Below are 22,803 nucleotides of genomic sequence, written 5' to 3' on the forward strand. Positions count from 1 at the left end.
ATGCCATCACCCAGAGTGAGACCGCAACGTTTCTGATGAAACCCTCAGTTTTGTGACGGCCCTCAGTTGCGCTGCTAGGCTCGCGCGCATGGCCACCACCGCCCAGTCCGGCACTCGCAACGAACGCCGCCGTGCCGCGACCAGGCAGGCACTGGTCACCGCCGCGCGGCAACTCCTGGCAGAAGGCGAGGAGGCGGCCGCGAGCATCCAGCACATCGCGGAACGCGCCGACGTGGGCTTCGGCTCCTTCTACAACCACTTCGCGTCCAAAGCCGACCTGTTCGAAGCGGCCGTGACCGAGGCGATGGAGGAGTTCGGCGCCGCGTTCGACCGAGGCCTGCACGGCGTCGACGACCCGGCCGAACTCCTGGCCGGCGGTTTCCGCCTGGCCGCCCGCATGGCCGACACGCACCCGGAACTCATGCAGGTGCTGCGCCGGCGTTCCATCGGCCTGCTGCACGCCGACACCGGCCTGGCCCCACGGGCCCGCCGCGACCTGGAACACGGCATCGCCACCGGCCGCTTCCTCCCGGTGGACGTCACGCTGGCGATGACCGCGCTGGGCGGCACCCTGCTCGCGTTGATCGAACTGCGCTTCGCCCGCCCGGATGTCGACTGCGACACGGCCGCGGCGGGCCTGGCCGAGATGGTGCTGCGGATGCTCGGACTGTCCGCGGAGGACTCGGGCGAGGTCATCCGGAGGCCGTTGCCGGAGATAATGCCCGCGTGAACTCGACATGGTCGCTGGTGCACGCCGAACGCGCCGCCCTCGCCGCCGATCTCGCCGACCTGACCGATGAGCAGTGGGCCACGACCTCGTTGTGCGCCGAGCTTTCCGTGCGTGAGGTGCTCGCGCACCTCACCGCAGGCGCCGTCCTGTCGTTCCCCCGCTGGTTCCTGGGCGTGCTGCGAGTCCGGTTCGACTTCGACCGGCAGGTGGTGGACCGGCTGCGCGAACAGTTGGGCGACTCTCCGGCGGAGACTCTCGCGAGGTTCCAGGCGGCGGTGAACCGGTCGACGACACCTCTGGGTTTCCGGGGGTCGAGTCTGGGGGCGCTCGCCGAGCAGGTCGTGCACGCCGAGGACATCCGCAGGCCGCTGGGCATCCCGCGGGTTCCGCCGGCGGAAGTGCTGGTGGCGGTGGCCGAGCACTACGCGTCGACGGATCTCGTCGTGCTCGCCAAGGGGCGCATCGGCGGGTTGCGGCTGGTGGCGACCGACACCGGGTTCGCGACGGGCGAGGGGAGCGAGGTGCGCGGGCCCACGTTGGCGTTGATCATGGCGATGACGGGGCGGGCCGCGGCGTGTGCGGAGCTGACCGGCGACGGGGTGGCTGAGCTGCGCGGACGGTGCTGACGGTTAGCCTCGACGGAATGGAGCAGGTGGAGACCCGGGAACTGGTGGCGTTCGTCGCGGTCGCCGAGGAGCTGCACTTCGGGCGGGCCGCGGAACGGCTCGGGATGGCCCAGCCGCCGTTGTCGCGGACCATCAGCAGGCTGGAACGGCGGATGGGCGTGCGGCTGTTCGAGCGCACCAGTCGCCGGGTCGAGCTGACGGCGGCCGGCGAGGTGTTCCTGGCCGAGGTGCGGCGGATCCTCGACGCCCTGGACGCCGCTGTGGCGCGGGCGCGGAACTCGGCCTCGCCGGACCGCCTGGTCGTGGCCACGCGGCCCGGCACCGGGCCCGGCCTGCTGGCCGACGTCGTGCGGGCCTACCAGGGCGAGGTCGAGCTCGTCTTCACGCAGGACCAGGCGGCGGCGTTGCGCACCGGCGCGGCTGACGTGGCGTTGATGTGCGGGACGAACGACGCGGCCGGGTTCGAGCGGGTCGACCTGACCGAGGAGAAGGCCGTCGTGCTGCTGCCGCCGGAGCACCCGCTGGCGCGCCGGCCGTTCGTCCTCCTCGCCGAGATCAGCGAGGAGGACGCCTACCGCGAGCAGTGCCCCGACGACACGCTGGACCAGATCCTCGACCTGGTCTCGCTGGGACGCCTGGTGCTCGTCGTGGGCGAGAGCGTGCGGACGAGGATCGGCACCGTCGTCGTCGCCGTGCCGGTGCTCGACGTGGCACCGACGCGGCTGGTCCTCGCCTGGCCGTCCGCGACCGCCCACCCGGCCAGGACCGCGTTCGTCGCCGCGGCGAAATCGTTGCTACATCCAGGAAACGGTCTGCGTCAGGCCGCCGTCGGCAGCGATCTCGACACCCGTGACGTAACTGCTGTCCGCTGACGCGAGGAAGAGCGCGACCCCGGCTTGCTCCTCCGGCCGCGACAGGCGCTTCAACGTGACGGCGGCCGCCCGCTCCGCCTTCCACGTCTCCAACGCCTCACCCGCGATGCCCGCCTTCGCGAGGGTGTCCTCCATGGCGGGCGTGTCGGTGCTGCCGGGCGCGAACGCGTTGACCCGGATGTCGCGCGGGCTCAGCTCGTTCGCCCACGTCCGCGCGAACGACCGCACCGCCGCCTTCGAGGCCGCGTAGACACCCAGCCCAGGTTGCCCGCCGGTGGACGCCATCGACGTCACCAGCACGATCGAAGCACCGTCGTTGAGCAACGGCAACGCCTTCTGCACCGTGAACAGCGTGCCCTTGACGTTCACGTCGAGCACCCAGTCCACGTGCTCGACGGTGACGTCCGCCAGCGGCACGAACTCGCCGACACCGACGTTCGCGACCAGCACGTCGATCCGGTGCCCGCGCTCGGCCACCGCGGCGTAGAGCCGGTCGAGGTCCTCCGGCACCGTGACGTCACCGCGCACCCCGACCGCGCGGTCACCCGCCAGGGCCACCGCCTCGTCCAACTCCGCCTGCCTGCGTCCGGTCAGGTAGACGAACGCGCCCTCTTCCGCGAACCGGCGCGCGATCGCCAGGCCGATGCCCGCGCTGGCCCCCGTGACAACCGCTGTTCTTCCGTCGAGCTGACCCATGTGAAGCACTCCCTGAGGTGGTTTCCCTTGCACTTCAAGGTGACCACCGCGAGGAACGGGAGGCGATGACGGAACGGGTATCCGGCGTTGTCGATCAGGTATCGCTCAGCGGGTGTGGCGGTGGAACACGCCGTCCTCGATCGTCAGCCACGCGCCGCCGCCCACCGGGATCGCGCCGTACGCGTCGCCCCCGGTGTGCGCGTCGAACGTGCCGAGGTGCGTGCCCGTGTGCACGTCGATCAGGTGGTGCCGGACCTGCTCCTCGTCCTCGTCGGTGGTGGCCGCGAACGCCGTGTCGGCGTCCAGGTAACCGCCCGTGAACGCGAGCCACGCGGCGTCCCGTTCGAAGCCGAGGTCCACAACGGACACCCGGTGGACGACCTCGCCGCCGGGGTAGGTGTGGAACGCGACGTCCTCCTGCTGGTGGTCGACGGTCATGAAGTGGTGGCCGTCCGGCGAGAAGTCCAGCAGCGCGCGGTCGTTCCACGGGTACGGGACCACCTCGAGGGTGTCGCCGGTGAGCCTGCCGCGGAACAGGAACAGCCCGTCCTGGCCCTCGCCGACGTCGACGAGCACGTCGGTGCCGTTGGGGTGCGGGTGCTGGACTCCGGCGTGGCCCACGGTCCCCAGTTCGGCGCCGGCGAGCAGCGTGCCGGTGGCCGCGTCCAGGACCAGCCAGGTGTCCTGGCAGTCGTTCCAGTGCCCCATGGCGTCCGGGCGGAAGAGCCACACGGTGGCGCCGTCCAGCGAGAACTCGCAGCCCGCCCAGGCACCCAGCACCTTTTCCTGGAACATGCCGAACGCGTACCGCCACCGCACGACACCCGCCTGGTCGATGCAGACCAGTTCGTTGTCCGTCGCGTAGACCGCCTGGGTGAGGTCCGGCGAGACCGCGCGGTTGCGCGGCTGGTCCGCCACGGGGAAGGAGGCGCCGCCGGGGGTGCGGATGGCGCCGTCGTGGTAGGCGGTCGGGGTGATCATGGCTGCACGGTAGTCGCTCGCCGGCCTCGATCAGGTCAGTTGCAGCGACCTCGGGTACAGCCAGCTGCCGGGCGTTCCCTCGGCCGGGTCGGTGTAGTACTCGTGCACCGCGTCCACGTACTCCTGCAAGCTGATCGAGCCGTCACCGTCGGTGTCGAGGTGGGTGAACGCGAGGGCGCACTCGGCGTCGGACAGGCCGCGCGCCTTCAGCAGCACCTGGAACTCCGCCGGTTCGACGCGGCCGTCGCCGTTGGCGTCGGCGAGCGCGAGCAGCGACTCCGAGACCTCCAGGAAGACGTCGTCGAACTCGTCGACGTCCGCGAGGACCGTCGCCATCGCGGTGCGGTACTCGTCCAGGGTGATCTGGCCGTCGCGGTCGGCGTCGCAGCGCTCGATCAGCGTCTCCCAGAACCGGTCGGACGTCTCGATCAGCTCCCGGCCGCGGTCCGAGCCCGCGGGTTCGCCGAAACCGCGCATCAGCCTGCCGGCGAGCGCGTAGAGGTCCGCGAGTTCGATGACGCCGTTGCCGTTGGCGTCGTAGTGGGCGAAGGTCGCCGCGATCCGGTGCTGCAGAACCTCGTTCATGACCGGAAACCCTGGCTGGCGGACGGCCTGAGCGCAACCGGTGCCGACCCATCCGGCGGGCGATCGGCTCCGAAGCACCGGTGTGAAGGCAACACGTTCAGTCGTCATCGGTCTGGTGTCGGTGGCCGCGGCGCTCGCGGCCGGGCATCTCGTCGCGGGCCTCATCAGCCCGCTGGCCTCGCCGTTCCTCGCGGTCGGCAACACCGCCATCGACCTCACCCCGCACCCGGTCAAGGACTTCGCGATCCGCACGTTCGGCGAGAACGACAAGCTGGTGCTGCTCGGCGGCATGGCGGTCGTGCTCGCCGGACTCGGCGTGGTCGCCGGACTGCTGTCCCGGCGCAGCCCCTGGCCCGGCACGGCGCTCGCCGGCGTGCTCGGCCTGCTCGGGCTCGCCGCGGTGCTGGCCAGGCCGACCTCCACGACCTGGGCTTTCGTCGCTCCGCTGGCGAGCCTGGTGGTCGGTGTGCTGGCGTTCCGCTGGCTGTGGTCCCGGGCATCGGCGCAGGCGCCTGCCGAGGCGGTGTCCACCGAGGCGCCGGGGCGGAGGAAGTTCCTGGCCTCGACCGGCGCGATCGCCGCCGGTGCTGGTGTCGCCGCGCTGGGCGGGCAGTGGTTCGCCGGCCGCGTGGACGTCGAGGCGTCCCGGCGCGCGATCACCTTGCGGCCGCGGGTGAAGGCGCCGGAGATCCCGTTCGACGCCGACTTCGTGCGCGAGGGCACCCCGCCGTTCATGACGCCGCTCGACAAGTTCTACCGCGTCGACACCGCGCTGAGCATTCCTCGCCTGCGTGCGGAGGACTGGCGGCTGCGCGTGCACGGCATGGTGGACAACGAGATGGTGCTGACCTACGACGACCTGCTGCGCCGCCCGCTGGAGGAGAAGACCATCACGCTGGTGTGCGTGTCGAACGAGGTGGGCGGCCCGTACATCTCGACGGCGAACTTCATCGGCGTCTCGCTGTCGGACCTGCTGCGCGACGCCGGAGTGCGGCCCGGTTCGGACCAGCTCGCGACCCGCAGCGTCGACGGCTGGACGTGCGGCACGCCGGTCGAGTCCATCATGGCTCCCGGGTCGAACGCGATGCTGGCCATCGGCATGAACGGCGAACCGCTGCCGCTGGAGCGCGGTTTCCCGGTGCGCATGGTCGTGCCCGGCCTCTACGGCTACGTCTCGGCCACGAAGTGGTTGGTGGACATGGAACTCACGACCTTCGACGCGTTCGACCCGTACTGGGCGCAGCGCACGTGGGCGAAGAAGGCGCCGGTCAAGACGATGTCGCGGATCGACCGGCCGAAGTCGTTCGAACGGGTGCCCGCGGGCAAGTTCGTCGTGGCGGGCATCGCGTGGGCGCAGCACACCGGCATCGACCGGGTGGAGGTGCGCGTCGACGGCGGGCCGTGGCAGGAGACCACGCTGAGCACCGAGGTCAACGTCGACACCTGGCGGATGTGGCGCGTCGAACTGGATCTCAAGGAGGGCAACCACACCGTGGAGTGCCGTGCCACGGACCGCAAGGGCTACACCCAGACCGACCAGCGCGCGGCCCCGATCCCGGACGGCGCCACCGGCTGGCACTCGATGGTGTTCACCTCCGTGGCGGGGTAGTGACCTCTCACTGCTGCTCGTCGAACCGTCTGATGTGGACGGACGTGACGTCGTAGGAGTCGAACAGCCCGTGGTTCTCCGGTTCGCGGATGACGACCACGATCACGGCGTCCGGGTTCATCGTCCGCACCGCCCTCATGATCAGGAACGAGGCGAGGTCGTCGGGGACGGTGATGAAAACGCGGTCGGCGGCGTCCACGGCGGCGTCGTCGAGAGCGCATCTGTCCCTGCCGTCGCCGACGACCCCGACGGCACCGTTGGCCACCGCCTCGGCGACCGCCAAGAAGTCGGTGTCGAGCACGGTCAGTCGCGCGTCGGGCTGCGCCTCCAGCACGGCGTTCACGGCGTCGCGCCCGGCGTCTCCGTACCCGATGACGAGGATGTAGTCGGCCACGACCAGGTATTCGGTGCTTCGCAGGCCCCGGATTGGCCGTCCGGCAGAAGGCGCACAGGTGTGATCAGTCACCCGATCGGGTAATCCGCCGTTCCCCGACGGCGGGCTGATGCCCCGAGCAGGACGGTGAACACGTGGCCAAGGCGCCTCCGAGAGACGCGTGGTGTCCGACGATCGGCGTGGAGGAGGAATTCCTCCTGGTGGACCCGGACACCGGCGTCCCGGTCAACCGGGCGGACGACGTCGTCACCGTCGCCCGTGACCAGCTCGGCCTGGAGCTGGACCACGAGCTGACCGGCGCCCAGGTCGAGATCAACACGTCGGTCTGCGGCACTGCGGAGCAGGCCCGCGAGGAACTGCTGACCGCCCGGCGTGCAGTGGCCCAGGCCGCGCGCATCGCCGGATGCCGCGCCATCGCCGTGGGCGCACCGCCGCTGGGCAACGCGTCCGGCGAGATCACCGACAGCCTGCGCTACCGCCGGATCGCCCGCGAATTCGGTGCCCTGGCGGAACAACAGCTGATCTGCGGCTGCCACGTCCACGTCGCCGTGCCCGATCGGGAGACCGCCGTGCAGGTGTGCAACCACGTGCGCCCGTGGCTGCCGGTGCTGGCCGCGGTCACGACGAACTCGCCGTTCTCGGCGGGCGAGGACAGTGGCTTCGCGAGCTGGCGCTCCACGATCTGGTCGCGCTGGCCGGTGTCCGGCCCGCCGCCGATCTTCGAGTCGTGGCAGCACTACGACGAGCTCTGCACCACGATGATCGACGCGGGCACGGCCCTGGACCGGGCGATGGTCTACTGGGACGTCCGTCCCGCCACCGAACTGCCGACCGTCGAGGTCCGCGTCGCCGACGTCGCCGTGACCGTGGACGACACGGTCCTGCTCGCGGCACTCGTGCGCGCCCTCGTCGCCCAGGCGGGCGTCGACGTCGCGGACGGCGTCCCCGCGCCACAGATCCCGCAGGAAACGCTGCGGCAGGCGTGCTGGGGAGTGGCGAACGAAGGCCTGCGGGGCGACGCCTGGGACGTGCTGACCGGCGAGTTGCGCCCGGTGCGGGACCAGCTGGACGACCTCGTGCGGCGACTCGCCCCGGTCTTGGAAGCCAACGGCGATCTGCCTGTGGTGCAACGAGGTCTGCGGCTGCTGGACCGGGAGGGGAGCGGGGCGGAACGGCAGCGGCGGGCGTTCCGCTCGGGTCAGGTGGCGCCGTTGCTGGCCCTGCTCGACATCGACAACGCGAGCCCCGGCGTGCAGGAGCCGACGGCGTCCTGATCGAGGCGCTCACCCCAGTCGGCCGGTCGGCGAGTCCTTGCCGCACAACGCGATCCCGGCCGCCGCCCGCGACTGCTCGTCCTGGTCCCCGGTCTCCGTCGCGATCGCCAGCGCCTCCCGGTGCGCGGCGGGCGCGCCAGGACGACCGGCCGCGCGCAGGGCCTCGGCCAGGCCGTTCAACGCGTTCGCCTCGCCGTAGCGGTGCCCGGTCTCCCGGAAGATCTCCAGCGCCTGCTCGTGCTGGCCGATCGCCTCCTCCGGGCGGCCCAGGTCGACGTGCACCTGACCCAGCGTCGACAACGCGGCGGCCTCGCCGTAGCGGTGGCCCAGGGCGCGGAAGTGGACGAGGGCCTGGTGCAGGTGGGCCGCGGCGGTGGTGTGGCGGCCGAGGTGGGTGTAGGCCTCGGCCAGGTTGGTGAGTGCCGTGGCCTCGCCCGCCCGGTCGCCCAGCGCGCGGAACAGTTCGCGGCCCGCGTTGAGGGCCTCGGCCGCGCCCGCGTGGTCGCCGGTCTGGCCCTGCACGGTGCCGAGGTTGGTGAGCACCGAGGCGGTGCCGTGGCGGTCGTCCAGTTCGCGGTAGCGGGTGAGCGCCTCCTGGAGGTAACCGAGGGACGCGGCCACGTCGCCGAGGCGGTCCTCGACGATGCCGAGGTGCGACAACGCGCGGGCCTCGCCGGCGCGGTCGGACCCGGTGCGGTGCAGGCGGAGCGACTGGCGCAGGCGGGCGGCGGCCGGGCTGTAGCGGCCGAGCAGGCGGTGCACGGCGCCGAGGTTCGTCAACGCCCGCGCCTCGCCCTCGCGGTCGCCGACCAGGCGTGCCGCGCGCAAACCGTTGGTGTGCACGACAAGCGCGTCGGAGTGGTGCCCGGCCTCCAGGTAGCGGTAGAGCATCTCGGCCAGGCGCATGGCCTGGTGCGGGCGGTCGTGGCGGGTGGCGAACGCGCACAGGTCGGCCAGGTTGGCCCGTTCCGCGTCGAGCCACGCGCGCATCCGGGCGGGGTCGGTCACCGGTGCGGCCGCCCGGACGGTGGGGTAGACGGACTCCATCGCTCCTGCGGCGGCAGTCAGGTAGTGGTCCAGCAGCCGGTCGAAGGCGAGAGTCCGTTCGGGATCGTCCTGCGCCAGGTCGACGGCGTAGGCGCGCAGCAGGTCGTGCATCCCGTGCCGCCCGGCCGGACCGCGGTCCACCAGGTGCGCCCGGACGAGCACGTCCACCAGCCGGCGCGCGGTGTCCGGGGCGACGTCCGCGAGCGCGGCGGCGCAGGCCACGTCGAAGTCGCGGCCGGGATGCACGCCCAGCAACCGGAACAACCGCGCCGCCTCGGCCGGAAGGTGCTTGTAGGACCAGGAAAGCACCTCCCGCACCGCCGCCCGGTCGTCTCCGCCGCCGTCGAGCAGCCGCAGCCGCCGCTGCCGGTCGCCGAGTTCGCGGACCAGGTCGGCCACCGCCGTCTCCGGCCGGCTGACCACGAGTTCCGCGGCCACCCGCAACGGCAGCGGCAGGAACGCGCACTGCTCGGCCAGTTCGGCCAAAGCCGGCGGGTGATCGCCGATCAGCCCGCGCAGCAACGCGATCGCGTCGCCCCGCCGCAACGGCCGCAGGTCGAGCCGCCGCGCTCCGTGCACCGCGACCAGGCTCGCCAGGCTGTCCCGGCTCGTCACCACGACCACGCACGACGGCGCGCCCGGCAGCAGCAGCCGCACCTGCTCGACCGCCGCCGCGTTGTCCAGCACGATCAACAGCCGCCGGTCGGCCACCTCGGTGCGGTACCGGGCCGCCCGCGCGTCCACGTCGGCCGGGATCGCGGCCACCCCCAACGCCTCCAGGAACCCGCCCAGCACGTCGGCGGTCGCCACCGGAGTGCCGGCCTCGTACCCGCGCAGGTTCACGTACAGCTGGCCGTCGGGGAACTCGGACCGCACCCGGTGTCCCCACTGGACAGCCAGCGCCGTCTTGCCCACCCCGGCTGTTCCGCACACCGCGAGCACCGCCGTGGCGGAAGGATCGCGCTCCGACAGCACCCCGTCGAGCGCGGCCAGTTCCGTTGCCCTGCCCAGAAAACCGGGTGCGTTGGCAGGAAGCTGAGCCGGCACCGGACCACGCCGCACCGCCACCACCGGTGGTTCGTCGAGCAACGCCGCGTGCGCCCCGGCGAGCTCCGGGCCCGGGCCGATCGCGAGTTCCTCCCGCAACACCCGCCGAACGCTGTCGTAGACGGCGAACGCGTCGGCCCGCCGCCCTGCCGCCGCGTAGGCGCGCACGAGAAGTGCTTGCACCGCCTCGTCCAACGGGTCGCCGGCCGCGTGCTCCACCAGCAGTGGCAGCAGCTCGACCACCCGGCCCAGCCCGATCATCGTCTCGGCGTGCAGGAGCAGCGCGGTGCGCCGTTCGCCCAGCAGCGCAACGACTTTCGCGTGCCCGGCCAGTCCAGGGTGGTCGGCGAACGGCCGCCCCTGCCACAACCCGAGCGCCGTGCCGAGCAGGTCCGCGACCTCCTCCGCGACCGAAGTCCGCCCGGCCGCCGCGACGAGCGCGCGGAACCGTCCCACGTCGACCTCGTCGTCCGGCAGGCGCAACGCGTACCCGTCGCCGGCGAACGGAATGCTGGTGCTGCGCGCGTATCTGTGCCGGTCCGGGTCGAACAACCGGCGCAGGTGCTTGACGTGCGTCTGGATCACGTTGGTGGCGCTGGGCGGCGGATCGTCACCCCACAGCGCGTCGACCAGGTCCGCCCGCGGCACGACCCGGCCGCCGGCCAGCGCGAGCAGGCCGAGCACCGCGCGTCTGCCCGCAGGTCCGAGTTCGATCTCCCGACCGTTCCGCCAGGCCCGAATCGGGCCGAGAACCTGGACGCGCAACAGCACCCCCCATGCCACGACCATGCTGGCACGGGTCGTTCGGGCCCGGCAACGACAGAGACCAGACGAACGCAGGTACACGCGGCGTGGACTGGGGCTCTACCGTCGGTGACTGATCGGAAACCCTGCACCCGACCGCGTCCTGAGCGGCCGGGATTTCCGTGAGGAGCCCAACTTCATGAAAACCCTGCGCCTGGGGGCGCTCGCGGTGCTCACGGCATCGGCGATCGCCCTCACGATGTCGGGCGCCTCGGCGCACGACCCCGACACCCCCGAGGGACAGGCGGCGGCCAGAACGTTCATGGCCGACTTCCAGCCCGCCGAACGGCACGCCGTCACGAACACCGCGGCCGGAGTGCCGTGCGTCAACGGCAAGGCCGACATCTACCCCTGCAAGAACGTCGACCTGCTCAGCGTCCTGCCGCTGGCCCAGATCGGCGGCGGCAACGGCAACGACATCTGGGGCTGGACCGATCCGTCCTCCGGCAAGGAGTACGCGATCGTCGGCCGCACCAACGGCACCGCGTTCGTCGACGTCAGCACGCCCACCGCGCCGAAGTACCTGGGCAACCTGCCGTCCAACGGCGGCAGCAGCTCGTGGCGCGACATGAAGGTCTACAAGGACCACGCGTTCATCGTCGCGGACTTCATCACCGGTCACGGGATGCAGGTGTTCGACCTGACCCGGCTGCGCACGATCACCTCGCCGCAGACGTTCACCGCCGACACCCTGTACAAGGAGTTCGGCCCGGCGCACAACATCGCCATCAACGAGGAGACCGGGTACGCGTACGCGATCGGCTCCAACACGTGCAGCGGCGGCCCGCACATGGTGGACATCCGCACGCCGAAGCAGCCGAAGAACGCCGGGTGCGTCTCGCAGGACGGCTACACGCACGACAACCAGTGCGTCGTCTACCGCGGTCCGGATGCCACCTATCGGGGCCGGGAGATCTGCTTCAACTCCAACGAGGACACGCTGACGATCGTCGACGTGACCGACAAGGCCAACCCCGTGCAGATCGCGCGCAAGGGCTACTCCGGCGCCCAGTACTCGCACCAGGGCTGGCTGACCGAGGACCAGCGCTACTTCCTGCTCGACGACGAACTCGACGAGTCGCGCGGCACCGACAAGCGCACCAAGACCTACATCTGGGACCTCGCCAGCCTCGCGAACCCGGTGCACACGGGCGTCTACAACTCGCCCGCGAGCGCGATCGACCACAACCAGTACATCAAGGGCAAGTACTCCTACCAGGCCAACTACCAGGCGGGCCTGCGCGTTCTCGACGTCAGCGGCGTGGCGAACGCGCAGCTCACCGAGGCCGGGTTCTTCGACATCTACCCGGCGGCCGACGAGGCCAAGTTCAACGGCGCGTGGAGCAACTACCCGTACTTCTCGAGCGGCATCGTGCTGGTCAACGGCATCGAGCAGGGCCTGGTCGTCGTCAGGCCGAACCTCGGCACCACCGAACCGCCGCCCGCCGGCAAGAAGTTCGAGAACACCGCCGACGTGCAGATCCCGGACGCCGGTGCGGCCGTCACGTCCCCGGTCGCGGTGTCGGGGGTCAGCGGGAAGGCGCCGTCGGCGTTGAAGGTGAACGTCGACATCAAGCACAGCTACCGCGGTGACCTGGTGATCGACCTCGTCGCCCCGGACGGCACGACGTTCCGGCTCAAGGGGTCCGGCAACGACTCGGCGGACAACGTGATCACCACGTACACCGTCGACGCCTCGGCGAGGACGGCGGACGGCACCTGGCAGCTCAAGGTCCAGGACGTCGCCAGGGCCGACACCGGTTACGTCGACTCGTGGAGCCTCCAGTTCTGACCCACCCCGGGGTGCCCCTTCACCGGGGCACCCCGCCCAGGAGCCGATCATGCGCAGACTGAGCGTCACCGACTGGATCTTCGCCCTCGTCGCCGTCGTCATCGTGGTCGCGGGCGGCGTCATGCTGTTCGGCACCAGCGCGCCACCGATGCAACACCAGAACATGGGCGCGGTCGTCCCCGCCTCGCACAGCGACGGGCTGTCCGAAGTGGAGGGTGACTACCGGATCGAACGCGTCGTCGTGCCCGCCGAGCGCGGGACGTCCGTGCCGATCGCGTTCCGGATCCTCGGTCGCGACGCCAAGCCGGTCACCCGTTTCCTCGACAACCAGACCAAGCAGATGCACTTCTTCGTCGTGCGCGACGACATGCACGTGTTCCGGCACGTCCACCCGGTGCTGGAGGGCGACACCTGGCACACGGCCGTCGACCTCCCCGACGGCGGCGCCTACCGGATGTTCGCCGAGTTCGTCCCCCTCGACACCAAAGACCCGCTGCACCCGGTGGTGCTCGGCGTTCCGTTCAGTCTCGCCGGAGACACCGAGCTGGTGCCCGTGCCGGCGCCGGACGCGCGCACCGTCACCGAGACCGGCTACACCGTCACGCGCGTCGACCAGCCCGCCGCGCTGCCGTTGCTCGCCGAACGCTCGATCAGGCTCGCGATCCGCGCCCCGGACGGCAAGCCGGTGGAGAAGCTCGAACCGCACCTGGGCTCCAACGGGCACATGACCGGGTTCCACACGATGCTGCTCTCCGCCACCCACCTGCACCCGGTGGAACCGGCGGGAGCGCCGCTGATCGACGGCGAACTCACGTTCCGCTCGGTGTTCGCCGAACGCGGCGAGTACCGGTTGTTCCTGGAGTTCTCGCACGGCGGGCGGCTGCACACCGCCGCGCTCACCGTCGCGGTGGAGTGACCGGGTTCTCGTACGATTGCCGGGTGTTCGCCCTTCTGCGGTCGGTGTGGGACGAGCCGCGCCCGGCCCGCGCGGCGGCTCGGTCGTGGTGGGACTGGGCGCTGGTCGCCGTCCTGGCGGTGGTCGCCGTGCTCGAGACGGTGCTGCGCCCGGAGCTGAGCTGGCGGATCGGCTCGCTCGTGCTCGCCCTGGTGCTGCTGCCGTTGCTGCTGGTGCGCCGCAGCAGGCCGTTGCTCGCGGTCGCGGGCGCGTTCGGGATCGGCGCGGTGGCGTCGCTGGTGTTCGGCAGCGAGTCCGACCTGACCGTGCTGGTGTTCATGGTGCTCTTCCCGTTCGCGCTCTTCCGCTGGGGCTCAGGACGCGAGTGGGTCGCCGGGCTGGCGGTGATGCTCGGCAAGGTCGGGCTGTCCGCGGTGCTCGGCTACATCAGCCCCGGCGACGTGGTGGCGGGCTGCGCCGTGCTCGGGACGGCCTGCGCGCTCGGGGCCGCTGTCCGATACCGGGGGAGGGCGCGGGCACGCGAACTCGACCAGGTCAAGCTGCTCGAACGGGAACGGCTGGCGCGCGACCTGCACGACACGGTGGCGCACCACGTGTCGGCGATGGCGATCCGCGCGCAGGCCGGGCTGGCGACGGCACCGCACCGGCCGGAGGCCGCCACCGAGGCGCTCGCGCTGATCGAGGCGGAGGCCTCGCGGGCGCTCGCCGAGATGCGCACGATGGTGCGGGCGTTGCGGGACAACGACTCCGCGGACCTCGCGCCCAACCCCACGGTCTCCGACGTCGCGTTGCTCGCGAGCGCGGGCAGGCCAGGTCCGGAGGTGGACGTGCGGATCGACGGAGCCGTCGACGCACTGCCGAAGTCGGTGGGCACGGCCATCTACCGGCTCACCCAGGAGTCCGTCACCAACGCCCGCAGGCACGCCCGGCACGCCACCCGCATCGAGGTGCGGGTGACCGTCGGCGAGACGGCGGTGCGGCTGCGGGTCAGCGACGACGGCGAGACCGGCAAAACCCCTGCCGCACAAGGACATGGGCTCATCGGCATGAAGGAGCGCGCGACGTTGCTCGGAGGCACCTGTGAAGCGGGCCCGGACGCGAGCGGCTGGACGGTGACGGCTGTGCTGCCGCTGGGAGCGGCGCGATGAGCGTCCGCGTGATCGTCGCCGACGACCAGGAGATCGTCCGCACCGGCCTGTCGATGATCCTCGACGTCCAGCCCGGCATCGAGGTCGTCGGCGAGGCGGCCGACGGCAGGCAGGCCGTGGAACTCGCGCGCAGGCTGCGGCCGGACGTGTGCCTGTTCGACATCAGGATGCCCGGGGTCGACGGCATCGAGGCCACCCGGCTGCTCGCCGGACCCGGCGTGGCCGAGCCGCTCGCGGTCGTCGTGATCACCACGTTCGACCTCGACGAGTACGTCTACGCGGCGTTGCGGGCGGGTGCCAAGGGGTTCCTGCTCAAGGACGCGGGCCCAGCGCTGCTCGCCCAGGCCGTGCACGCCGCGGCCGCCGGCGACGCCCTGATCGCGCCGAGCGTCACCGCCCGGCTGCTGGACGCGTTCGCCGACACCGGCCCGGCAGGCCCCGCCGTGCAGCCGCTCGACCCGCTCACCGACCGGGAGGAGCAGGTCCTCGCCGCCGTCGCGAGCGGCCGCACCAACAACGAGGTGGCCGGGGACCTCCACATCACGCTCAGCACGGTGAAGTCCCACCTCACGAGCCTGATGACGAAGATCGGGGCGCGCAACCGCGTCGAGGTCGCCATCTGGGCCTACGAGACCAGGCGGGTCCGTCGCTCAGCCGAAAGTACGACGACCGGACCCGACCAACGGCCAAGATGATCGCGGCCCTTGTACCGATGAGTTGACCCCACCCAGGCCGCCACGATCGGTGGCATGAAATCCAGGTCCGACAAGCTCATCCCGGCCGCGATCATCCTGTTCAGCGTCGTCCCGGTGCTGGGCGGCGCGCTGCGGCTGGCCGAACTCGGCGGCGGCGCGGAGATCACGCCGGACAACGCGCGGTTCTTCGCCTCGCCCGTGCCGGTCGTGCTGCACGCCGTCACGGTCACCGTCTACAGCCTCCTCGGCGCCTTCCAGTTCGCGCCGGGATTTCGCCGCCGCAGACCGTCCTGGCACCGGCAGTCAGGTCGCATCTTGGTCCTTTGTGGACTTGTGGGTGCGTTGTCCGGCCTGTGGATGACGGTCTTCTACCCGAAACCCGCCGACGTGGGCCCGTTGCTCACCGGCATCCGGCTGGTGTTCGGCACGGCCTGGGCGGTGTTCCTCGTGCTGGGGTTCCTCGCGATCTGCCGCCGCGACGTCCGCACCCACCGCGCCTGGATGGTCAGGGCGTTCGCGATCGGCCTCGGCGCCGGCACGCAGGCGGTGCTGCTCGGCTCGTGGATCGCCGCCACCGGACCGCTCGACCAGTTCACCAAGGCGGTGCTGATGCTCGCCGCCTGGGTGCTCAACCTCGCCGCCGCGGAGTGGATCATCCGCCGCCCCGCGTCCACCCGGCTGACTCAGGGAGCGACCCGATGAAGGCGATCGTGCAGAACCGGTACGGCTCACCGGACGCGCTGGAACTCCGCGACGTCGAATCCCCGACCGCCTCAGGCACCGAACTCCTCGTGCGCGTGCACGCGGCGTCCGTCAACGCCTACGACTGGCACGTCATGCGCGGCGACCCCTACCTGGCCAGGCTCACCGGCATCGGGGTGGCGCGCCCCCAAGCGAGGATCCGCGGCCGCGACTTCGCCGGCACCGTCGAGGCGGTCGGCCGGGACGTGCGCCGCTTCCGGCCGGGCGACGAGGTGTTCGGCGACCTGGGCACGGCCGACGGCGCGTTCGCCGAGTGCGTCTCGGTGCCGGAGGACCTGGTGGAGACCAAGCCGTCCACCCTGACCTTCGCCCAGGCCGCGGCCCTTCCGCTGGCCGGCCAGACCGCGTTGAAAGGCCTGCGCGACACCGGACACCTCCAGCAGGGCCAGCACGTCCTGATCAACGGCGCGTCCGGCGGCGTCGGCACGTTCGCCGTCCAGATCGCCCAGTCTCTGGGCGCCACCGTGACGGCCGTGTGCAGCACCCGGAACGCCGACCTGGTGCGATCGCTGGGCGCCGACCACGTCATCGACTACACCGCCACCGACTTCACCACCACCGGCCACCGCCACGACCTGGTCCTCGACCTGGTCGGCAACCACTCCCTGACCGCCCTGCGCCGCGCGCTCACCCCCGGCGGCACGATCGTGCTGTCCGGCGGGGGAGTGTTCGACGGCGGCAGCCTCCTCGGCCCGATGAGCCTGATGCTGGGCGCGAAGCTGCGCGCGCCGTTCGTCCGGGACCGAGTCCTCGTGCTCGCCACGGCGGCCGGCCGCGAGTACCTCACCGCACTGCGGCAGTTGGCCGAGTCGGGCGCCATCACCCCGGTCGTCGACCGCACCTACAGCCTCGCCGAGGCACCCGAAGCCGTCCGATTCGTCGAAACTGGTCGCGCGCGCGGGAAGGTCGTTATCGCGCTGTGACCTGGGTAGATCGTGAGGCGGTCACGTTCCGTGGCAGCGCGCTCACCAGCAGGGATGTGAGTAAGAACACTCGGCTGTGACTCCCTCGTGTTCATTTCGTAATGTGGCGGGCCGCGTGACCATGCCCTGTCCCCGACGGAAGTTGTTCCCCGAATGCCGGGCCGACATAGAACGAAGCAGGAACCGAACAAGAAGGTGCTGCCCATCGCGGTCGCCGCCACCCTCACGGTGGGCCTAGTCGCGACTTTCTGGGTGGTTCGCAGCTCCGACCAGACGGTCGATCCGACCGGTGCGGCCGCCCAGCTGGGCGCCCCGACCACCGCCTCGAGCCAGGACGTGCCGTCTCTCGCGGCCTCGAGCTCCGTGCCGTCGTCCTCGTCCTCAGCGCCGGTGACCACCACGCCGCCGCCGGTGACCACGACGACGACCACGCCACCCCCGCCCCCGCCGCCTCCACCACCACCGCCCTGCCCGACCACGCTGGAAGGCACCAAGCCGCACGTGGCGCAGGTCGGTCACCACATCAAGGGCAAGTTCGGCGTCAAGGACATCGGTGGTGCCGAAGGCCGCGCCGGTGGCGGCGAGCACCCGATCGGTCTGGCGCTGGACTTCATGGTGGACACGAACACCGGCAACCAGCTGGCCGACTACGTGCTGGCCAACCGCAAGGCGTTCGGCGTGACCTACGTGATCTGGCGCCAGCGCTACAACGACGGCAGCGGCTTCACGCCCATGGAGGACCGCGGCAGCCCCACGGCCAACCACATGGACCACGTGCACGTGTCGTTCCAGCAGAGCGCGACGGTCAACGTCACCTGCTGAGCCCGCATTCCCGCGGTGGCATGCGGTAACCCGACGGTCGAGGTCAACGTTCAGCTCGAAGACGGCTCGCTGGGCTGGGCGGCCGTGCCGTCCGGCGCGTCCACCGGCACGAACGAGAGGCTCGGTACGCGGGTCGTGCCGGCCTGAGCCGGGGCTGATCCTTCAGTTCGGGGTCAGTTCTTCGCGGCGATCCGCTCGACCAGTTCCCGGACGGTGGCCAGGACCTCGTCCGGGTGGTCGAGGTGGACGCTGTGCGTCGCGCCGGGCCAGCTCCGGATCTCGCCGCCGAAGGCTGCCGCGAGCCGTTCGTGCGCGCGGCGGACCGGGTGGTCCAGCTTGCGTTCGGCCGTGACGACGACGGTGGGGCGCTGGGGGAGGTCTGCCTCCCGGAAACCGGTCGACAGGGTGCGCAGGCCGCGGACCGCGCGGGCCAGCTGCGGGATGTCGAGGTTCGCGGTGCGTTCGGCCGCAGCGGCGCAGTCGGGACGGAGGCCCTGGGCGGACCGCAGCGCGGCCTTGCGGAACGACGCGGCCACCGGACCCCGCAGACCGGGGATGGTGGCGGCCTTGCCGAGCACGACCATCATGCGTTCGATCGTGGTGCACGAGCGGGGCTCGTTGATCGGCGTCGGGTCGAGCAGCACCAGGCCCGCGACCTGCTCGGGGTGGTCGCGGGCGAGCAACGCGCCGACCGCGCCGCCGAGGCTCTGCCCGACCACGACGACCGGGCCGAGGCCCAGTGCGTCGATCACCGAGCTGAGCGCGGCGGTGGCGCCCTTCAGCTCGCCGTTCGTCGCGGCCGTGCCGGTGCCCGGCCGGTCGTGCTCGATCACCCGTGCGCGGTCTTGGAGCCCCTCCCGCAGTCCGGGGAAGAAGCCGTCGCATGACTCGGCGCCACCGGGCAGGAGCAGCACCGGGGGCCCGGACTCGCCGTGCACGCGGACGTCGTCGGACATGGTGGCCCCCTGTGGCGCGGTCGATTGTGCAACAACTTCTCTTTGATTGTGACACAATCTGCGGCGTGGACACCGTGATCGCTGCTCCCGAGCGGATCGCCGCGGCCGTGCGAGGGGAGTTGCTCGACGGCGTGCACCCGGTCGGCACCCGCTTCCGCGAGGAGGAGCTGGTCGCGCGGTTCGGGGTGGGCAGGCACACGGTCCGCTCGGCGTTGCGGCTGCTCGTCGACCGCGGCCTGCTGGTGCACGAGCGGCACCGGGGAGCGGTCGTCGCGCCGCTCAGCCAGGCCCGCATCGACGAGATCTTCGACTACCGCAAGGTGCTCGAACTGGGCGCGCTGCGGATGGCGCTCGCCGCCGGAGCCGACCTCGGCCCGGTGCTGGCCGAGGTCGACCACCTCGAAGCGCTGGCCACGCGCACGCCGGCGCCGACGTGGCGTGAGCTGACGCGCGTGCACAGCGCGTTCCACCGGGCGATCGTCGCGGCGGCCGGCAACCGGCACCTGCTCGACAGCTACCGCCGCTGCGAGGACGAGGTGCGCCTGCTGCTCACGTTCGTCCGCCCCGACTTCGACGCCGCGGGCCTGGCCGCGGTCCACCGCGCGCTGGCCGGCCAACTGCAGCAGGGCGGCGACACCGCGACCGACGCGCTGACCTACGACATCGACCACGCGGGCCGAGCCGCGCTGCTCACCGCACTGCACCGCGCGGAGGAGAGCAGGCGCCTGCTCGGCCGCTGACCATCACCGGCAGGTCCACACCACCGGCTTCGTGCCGGAGAACCCGCCGATCACGCCGCTCGCCCCGACCACGTCTGCCCGCGCGTCGGACGCACCGGGCGAGGACGGAAGCAACGAGTCGAACGTGGCCCCGCGCCACACCGCGTAGGTGTAGTTGCCGTCGTCGAGGTAACCGACCGCGATCCCGTCCTCGTTGACCTCCTCGAGCACGCCGTCGATCTTCTCCATCACCCCGGTCGACTCGCGCCACAGCGACGAGGTGCGCGGCTGTTCGTACTCGCGGGAGGCGACCACGCCGTCCCGTGTGATGTCCCGCAGGTGCGCCGTGTATCCCCAGTCGCCCAACGAGGTGGCCACCCCGTCGCGCCACAACCACACGCCGTCCCCCGAGCCGAACAAGATCGTGCGGTCGTTGCGAATCGCCACCGGATCAGGCCACTGCACGTCGGGCACGGTGATGACGACCGGCGCGCCACCATCGCCCGGCCACAGCAACCCGGCCTGCGGCAACGTGCGGGTGCCCCACCACTTGGCGAGCACGTCACCCCGGTCGTTGATGTCGGTCAGGGTGATCAATTCGGGGTCGTACCCGGCAGGGACCGGCAGCTCCTGGTACCCGACTCCGGGCGTGTGCGTCATGAACGCCTCGGTGCCGTCGTCGAGCTCCACCCGGCCGATGACCACGCCCGAGGCGTTGCCGGCGATGGTGACGAACGCGGTCGCCCCCTTCGGTTTCGGCAGCACCTCGACCCGGTCGGCCGTCCATCGGGTCAGCGCGTGGTCGAGCTTGCCCCGGGTGGTGTGGAACCCGGACGCGTTGCCCTGGGCGTCCACGCCGGTGATCCGCAGATTGCTCCAGTCCATGCCGTCCTCGACCGGCAACGGCCGGATCTGCCAGGTGCAGTCGGCGGCGGCCGACGCGGCGGGCGTGAGCAGGCCGGTGACGACGGCGGCGATGGTGACCAGCAGAGGTGCTTTGCGCATATGGCTTGTCTCCCCAGTGTTGTGCGTCAGACGGGAGAAGGGGTCGCCGCGTTGTCCACAGTGGACGGATGGGTGAAGGTGTGCCGACACGCGAGATGACGCGAAGGTGTCCCCCAGCGGAGCCCCCGTTCTCCTGGGAACACTATGCAGGCAAGGCGAGACGGCCCGCAACGAAGTACCGGGCGTGGTTGCTCAGAGCGGCCTGACCTCGGCCAGCCGCTTGGCCGAGTAGTCGTCGTCCCAGCACACCGCGGCCTCCCACGCCGCCGACGCCTGACTGGCGACGTCGTAGGTGAGGTCGTCGAGGCCGGCCGCGTTGCCCGGCAGCGCCAGGTCGAAGTCGGGAACGTCGACGTGCGCCTCGTCCCAGTCGATCAGCCCGACGCGGGACGCGGTCAGCCGCACGTTGCCGGGGTTGAGGTCGCCGTGCAGGACGCAGGTGGGCCGTCCGGCCAGGCGGGCCCACGCGGCACGGCACCGGGCGACGGCCTCGGCGGGCATCGCGTCCAGGTCGACCTTCGTGCCGCTGGTGGTGTGCAGGAGGTCGGTCGACGAACGCCAGCCAGGGCGTTGCGGCCAGTCGCCGGTCAGGCGGTGCAGGGTGCGGAGCGTGTCAGCCACGCGGCGCCAGTCGGCCTGGGTTTCCGGTGGGGTGCCTTCGACGTAGGTCATGACGACCAGGCCGTCGGCGAACAGCCGGCCGTCGGTGGTGGGGATCGGGACGGGCACGGTCAGGCCGTGGTGGTCGAGGTGCTGGAGGAGACCGGTCTCCCAGGCGAGGTCGGCGTCGCTCCTGGTGCCGAGACGGCCTACCGCGCGCTGGCCGTTGACGAGCACGCTCCACACGTCGTTGGCCACGCCGCCGGTGAGCGGTTCCAGACGCACTGCGCCCCACTCTTCGAGCGATTCCCACCCCATTCGCCAGACCCTACGAGATGTGGGCTGCCCCGTGGCCGCCTCACGCCGATGTGAGGCGGCCACCGTGAGCCGCTGTCAGGTCAGGCGACCCGGCAGCTCAGACTCGGCCAGGTCCAGTTGCCGCCGTGCTGGACGGTGAAGCCGAACGTGTTGCCGCTGCCGTTGGGGCGTGCGGTCATCACGTTCGCGGAGTCCCAGCTCGCACTGGTGTTCCAGGTGGCGATGATCCGCTGCGGCGAGCTCACCGTGACGGTGACGATCCAGTTGCCGGTGCCCGTCACGGTGACGTTGCCGTTGAAGCGGTCACTCCACTTCTCGCCCTCGGAGTACGTCGCGGTGCAGCCCCCGCCGCCGGGGTTGCCGGACGTGGTCGTCGTGGTGGTGGGCGGAGTGGTGCCGCCGGTGCCGGTGTTGAGGACGTTCAGCACCGAGGTGTAGGCGGCCTTCTTGTTGCCGTTGCCGTCGAACAGCAGGGGAGTACCGGAAGCGCGCCACGAGTCGCTGTCGCGGATGCCCCACACGGTGATGCCGGTGCAGCGCGACACGGCCAGGCAGGCCTGGGTGACGCCCTGGTACTGCTGGGCCTGCGAGCTGCCGGAGCCCTCGATGTCGAGTTCGGTGATCTGCACGTCGACGCCGAGGTTCGCGAAGTTCTGCAACGTCGTGTGGTAGTTGGACGGGACGGGGTTGCCGCTGTTGAAGTGGGCCTGGAAGCCGACGCAGTCGATCGGGACGCCGCGCGACTTGAAGTCCTGCACCATCCGGTAGACGCCCTGGGTCTTGGCGTGCGACCAGTTGTCGGTGTTGTAGTCGTTGTAGCAGAGCTTGGCGTTCGGGTCGGCGGACCGTGCGGCCCGGAACGCGGCCTCGATCCAGTCGTTGCCGGTGCGCTGGAGGTTGGAGTCGCGACGGCCGCCGCTGCTGCCGTCGGCGAACGCCTCGTTCACCACGTCCCACGCGTAGATCTTGCCGCGGTAGTAGCTCGCGACCTGGGTGACGTGGTTGAGCATCGCGCTGCGCAGCGACGAGCCGGACATGTTCTGCATCCAGCCGGGCTGTTGCGAGTGCCACGCGAGAGCGTGACCACGCACCCGCTTGCCCTGGCCACGGGCCTGGTTCACGATGCGGTCCGCGTTGCTGTAGCTGAACTGGCCCTGGTTCGGCTCGGTCGCGTCCATCTTCATCTCGTTCTCGGCCGTGACCATGTCGAACTCGCGGTTCAGGATGCCGACATAGGTGCCGTCGCCGAGTTTGTTCGCGGCGACCGCGGTGCCGAAGTACCGGCCGCTCTGCTGCGCGGCCGCGCCGAGCGTGGAGGCCGCGCCGCTGGCGGGGGACGCTCCGATGATCGCGGCTCCGGCGGCCGCGGCGACGAGGGCGGACACGAGCGCGGCTCGTGCTGCTGACTTCGCTGTCAGGGACATCGTGGCGCTTTCTGATGAGGACCCGCGGAAGTCACGGGTCGGACGGATCAACCCGGGG

General features: G+C 71.3%; 22 protein-coding genes and 1 pseudogene. 14 read left to right on the forward strand and 9 right to left on the reverse strand.

What is annotated here, in order from left to right; all coding sequences use genetic code 11:
- Positions 1-88 precede the first annotated feature (88 nt).
- From JNUCC0626_RS05815 to JNUCC0626_RS05825, 3 genes are read left to right on the forward strand one after another with little or no spacing between them, the layout of a single operon-like run.
- Positions 89-730: a TetR/AcrR family transcriptional regulator gene (locus JNUCC0626_RS05815; protein ID WP_394618617.1), complete on the forward strand. Its 642-nt coding sequence runs from the start codon at positions 89-91 to the stop codon at positions 728-730.
- The gene (locus tag JNUCC0626_RS05820) at positions 727-1,356 is read left to right on the forward strand and encodes a maleylpyruvate isomerase family mycothiol-dependent enzyme (protein ID WP_394618618.1); all 630 of its coding nucleotides are present in this window, start codon (positions 727-729) and stop codon (positions 1,354-1,356) included. Before JNUCC0626_RS05815 ends, JNUCC0626_RS05820 begins: the two co-directional genes overlap by 4 nt.
- Before the next feature lie 17 nt (positions 1,357-1,373).
- On the forward strand, positions 1,374-2,228 hold the full coding sequence (locus tag JNUCC0626_RS05825; RefSeq protein WP_394618619.1) for a LysR family transcriptional regulator: 855 nt from the start codon (positions 1,374-1,376) through the stop codon (positions 2,226-2,228).
- On the opposite strand, the gene JNUCC0626_RS05830 is transcribed toward JNUCC0626_RS05825, so the two are convergent.
- From JNUCC0626_RS05830 to JNUCC0626_RS05840, 3 genes are all read right to left on the reverse strand, one after another.
- Positions 2,151-2,924, reverse strand: coding sequence for an SDR family NAD(P)-dependent oxidoreductase (locus JNUCC0626_RS05830; protein ID WP_394618620.1), 774 nt, complete (start codon positions 2,922-2,924; stop codon positions 2,151-2,153). The two genes, JNUCC0626_RS05825 and JNUCC0626_RS05830, sit on opposite strands and share 78 nt — an antisense overlap.
- Before the next feature lie 105 nt (positions 2,925-3,029).
- A complete protein-coding gene (locus tag JNUCC0626_RS05835) occupies positions 3,030-3,905 on the reverse strand; it encodes a hypothetical protein (RefSeq protein WP_394618621.1) in 876 nt (291 codons plus the stop codon).
- 30 nt (positions 3,906-3,935) lie between these two features.
- Positions 3,936-4,490: an EF-hand domain-containing protein gene (locus JNUCC0626_RS05840; RefSeq protein ID WP_394618622.1), complete on the reverse strand. Its 555-nt coding sequence runs from the start codon at positions 4,488-4,490 to the stop codon at positions 3,936-3,938.
- A gap of 82 nt (positions 4,491-4,572) precedes the next feature.
- On the opposite strand from JNUCC0626_RS05840, the gene JNUCC0626_RS05845 reads away from it, so the two are divergent.
- On the forward strand, positions 4,573-6,099 hold the full coding sequence (locus JNUCC0626_RS05845; protein WP_394618623.1) for a molybdopterin-dependent oxidoreductase: 1,527 nt from the start codon (positions 4,573-4,575) through the stop codon (positions 6,097-6,099).
- A gap of 7 nt (positions 6,100-6,106) precedes the next feature.
- On the opposite strand, the gene JNUCC0626_RS05850 is transcribed toward JNUCC0626_RS05845, so the two are convergent.
- Positions 6,107-6,493 (reverse strand): NAD-binding protein, encoded by a 387-nt coding sequence (locus tag JNUCC0626_RS05850; RefSeq protein ID WP_394618624.1) that lies wholly within the window; start codon positions 6,491-6,493, stop codon positions 6,107-6,109.
- 134 nt (positions 6,494-6,627) lie between these two features.
- Between JNUCC0626_RS05850 and JNUCC0626_RS05855 the strand changes: the two genes are divergently transcribed.
- A complete protein-coding gene (locus tag JNUCC0626_RS05855) occupies positions 6,628-7,767 on the forward strand; it encodes a carboxylate-amine ligase (RefSeq protein WP_394618625.1) in 1,140 nt (379 codons plus the stop codon).
- A 9-nt stretch (positions 7,768-7,776) separates the two neighbouring features.
- Here the strand turns inward: JNUCC0626_RS05855 and JNUCC0626_RS05860 are convergent, their stop codons facing one another.
- Entirely contained in the window at positions 7,777-10,650 is a 2,874-nt protein-coding gene (locus JNUCC0626_RS05860) for an AfsR/SARP family transcriptional regulator (protein WP_394618626.1), read from the reverse strand.
- Positions 10,651-10,804: 154 nt separating this feature from the next.
- On the opposite strand from JNUCC0626_RS05860, the gene JNUCC0626_RS05865 reads away from it, so the two are divergent.
- The 8 genes and pseudogenes from JNUCC0626_RS05865 to JNUCC0626_RS05900 all read left to right on the forward strand — a co-directional run.
- Complete coding sequence (locus JNUCC0626_RS05865) at positions 10,805-12,457, forward strand: choice-of-anchor B family protein (RefSeq protein WP_394618627.1); 1,653 nt, start codon at positions 10,805-10,807, stop codon at positions 12,455-12,457.
- 49 nt (positions 12,458-12,506) lie between these two features.
- A complete protein-coding gene (locus JNUCC0626_RS05870; RefSeq protein ID WP_394618628.1) occupies positions 12,507-13,373 on the forward strand; it encodes a hypothetical protein in 867 nt (288 codons plus the stop codon).
- A gap of 23 nt (positions 13,374-13,396) precedes the next feature.
- The gene (locus JNUCC0626_RS05875) at positions 13,397-14,521 is read left to right on the forward strand and encodes a sensor histidine kinase (protein WP_394618629.1); all 1,125 of its coding nucleotides are present in this window, start codon (positions 13,397-13,399) and stop codon (positions 14,519-14,521) included.
- Positions 14,518-15,216 (forward strand): response regulator, encoded by a 699-nt coding sequence (locus JNUCC0626_RS05880; RefSeq protein WP_394618630.1) that lies wholly within the window; start codon positions 14,518-14,520, stop codon positions 15,214-15,216. The genes JNUCC0626_RS05875 and JNUCC0626_RS05880 overlap by 4 nt, the downstream gene beginning before the upstream one ends.
- A gap of 54 nt (positions 15,217-15,270) precedes the next feature.
- Positions 15,271-15,918, forward strand: a complete 648-nt coding sequence (locus tag JNUCC0626_RS05885) for a DUF2306 domain-containing protein (protein WP_394618631.1) — start codon at positions 15,271-15,273, stop codon at positions 15,916-15,918.
- On the forward strand, positions 15,915-16,901 hold the full coding sequence (locus tag JNUCC0626_RS05890) for an NAD(P)-dependent alcohol dehydrogenase (protein WP_394618632.1): 987 nt from the start codon (positions 15,915-15,917) through the stop codon (positions 16,899-16,901). The genes JNUCC0626_RS05885 and JNUCC0626_RS05890 overlap by 4 nt, the downstream gene beginning before the upstream one ends.
- Positions 16,902-17,054: 153 nt before the next feature.
- On the forward strand, positions 17,055-17,723 hold the full coding sequence (locus JNUCC0626_RS05895) for a hypothetical protein (protein WP_394618633.1): 669 nt from the start codon (positions 17,055-17,057) through the stop codon (positions 17,721-17,723).
- 6 nt (positions 17,724-17,729) lie between these two features.
- Positions 17,730-17,855: pseudogene (locus JNUCC0626_RS05900) on the forward strand (hypothetical protein); the annotation flags it as partial.
- Between the two features lie 41 nt (positions 17,856-17,896).
- On the opposite strand, the gene JNUCC0626_RS05905 reads toward JNUCC0626_RS05900, so the two are convergent.
- The gene (locus JNUCC0626_RS05905; RefSeq protein WP_394618634.1) at positions 17,897-18,679 is read right to left on the reverse strand and encodes an alpha/beta fold hydrolase; all 783 of its coding nucleotides are present in this window, start codon (positions 18,677-18,679) and stop codon (positions 17,897-17,899) included.
- 65 nt (positions 18,680-18,744) lie between these two features.
- Between JNUCC0626_RS05905 and JNUCC0626_RS05910 the strand changes: the two genes are divergently transcribed.
- Positions 18,745-19,419 (forward strand): GntR family transcriptional regulator, encoded by a 675-nt coding sequence (locus JNUCC0626_RS05910; protein ID WP_394618635.1) that lies wholly within the window; start codon positions 18,745-18,747, stop codon positions 19,417-19,419.
- Positions 19,420-19,422: 3 nt separating this feature from the next.
- On the opposite strand, the gene JNUCC0626_RS05915 is transcribed toward JNUCC0626_RS05910, so the two are convergent.
- From JNUCC0626_RS05915 to JNUCC0626_RS05925, 3 genes are all read right to left on the reverse strand, one after another.
- Positions 19,423-20,403, reverse strand: coding sequence for a hypothetical protein (locus JNUCC0626_RS05915; protein ID WP_394618636.1), 981 nt, complete (start codon positions 20,401-20,403; stop codon positions 19,423-19,425).
- A gap of 192 nt (positions 20,404-20,595) precedes the next feature.
- Positions 20,596-21,321, reverse strand: coding sequence for a phosphotransferase enzyme family protein (locus JNUCC0626_RS05920; protein ID WP_394618637.1), 726 nt, complete (start codon positions 21,319-21,321; stop codon positions 20,596-20,598).
- Positions 21,322-21,401: 80 nt separating this feature from the next.
- Positions 21,402-22,745 carry an endo-1,4-beta-xylanase gene (locus JNUCC0626_RS05925; RefSeq protein WP_394618638.1) on the reverse strand — a complete coding sequence of 448 codons (1,344 nt, stop codon included), beginning with the start codon at positions 22,743-22,745 and terminating at the stop codon, positions 21,402-21,404.
- Between the last annotated feature and the right edge of the window lie 58 nt (positions 22,746-22,803).

Source organism: Lentzea sp. JNUCC 0626, assembly GCF_043632865.1.
Classification (GTDB): Bacteria; Actinomycetota; Actinomycetes; order Mycobacteriales; family Pseudonocardiaceae; genus Lentzea.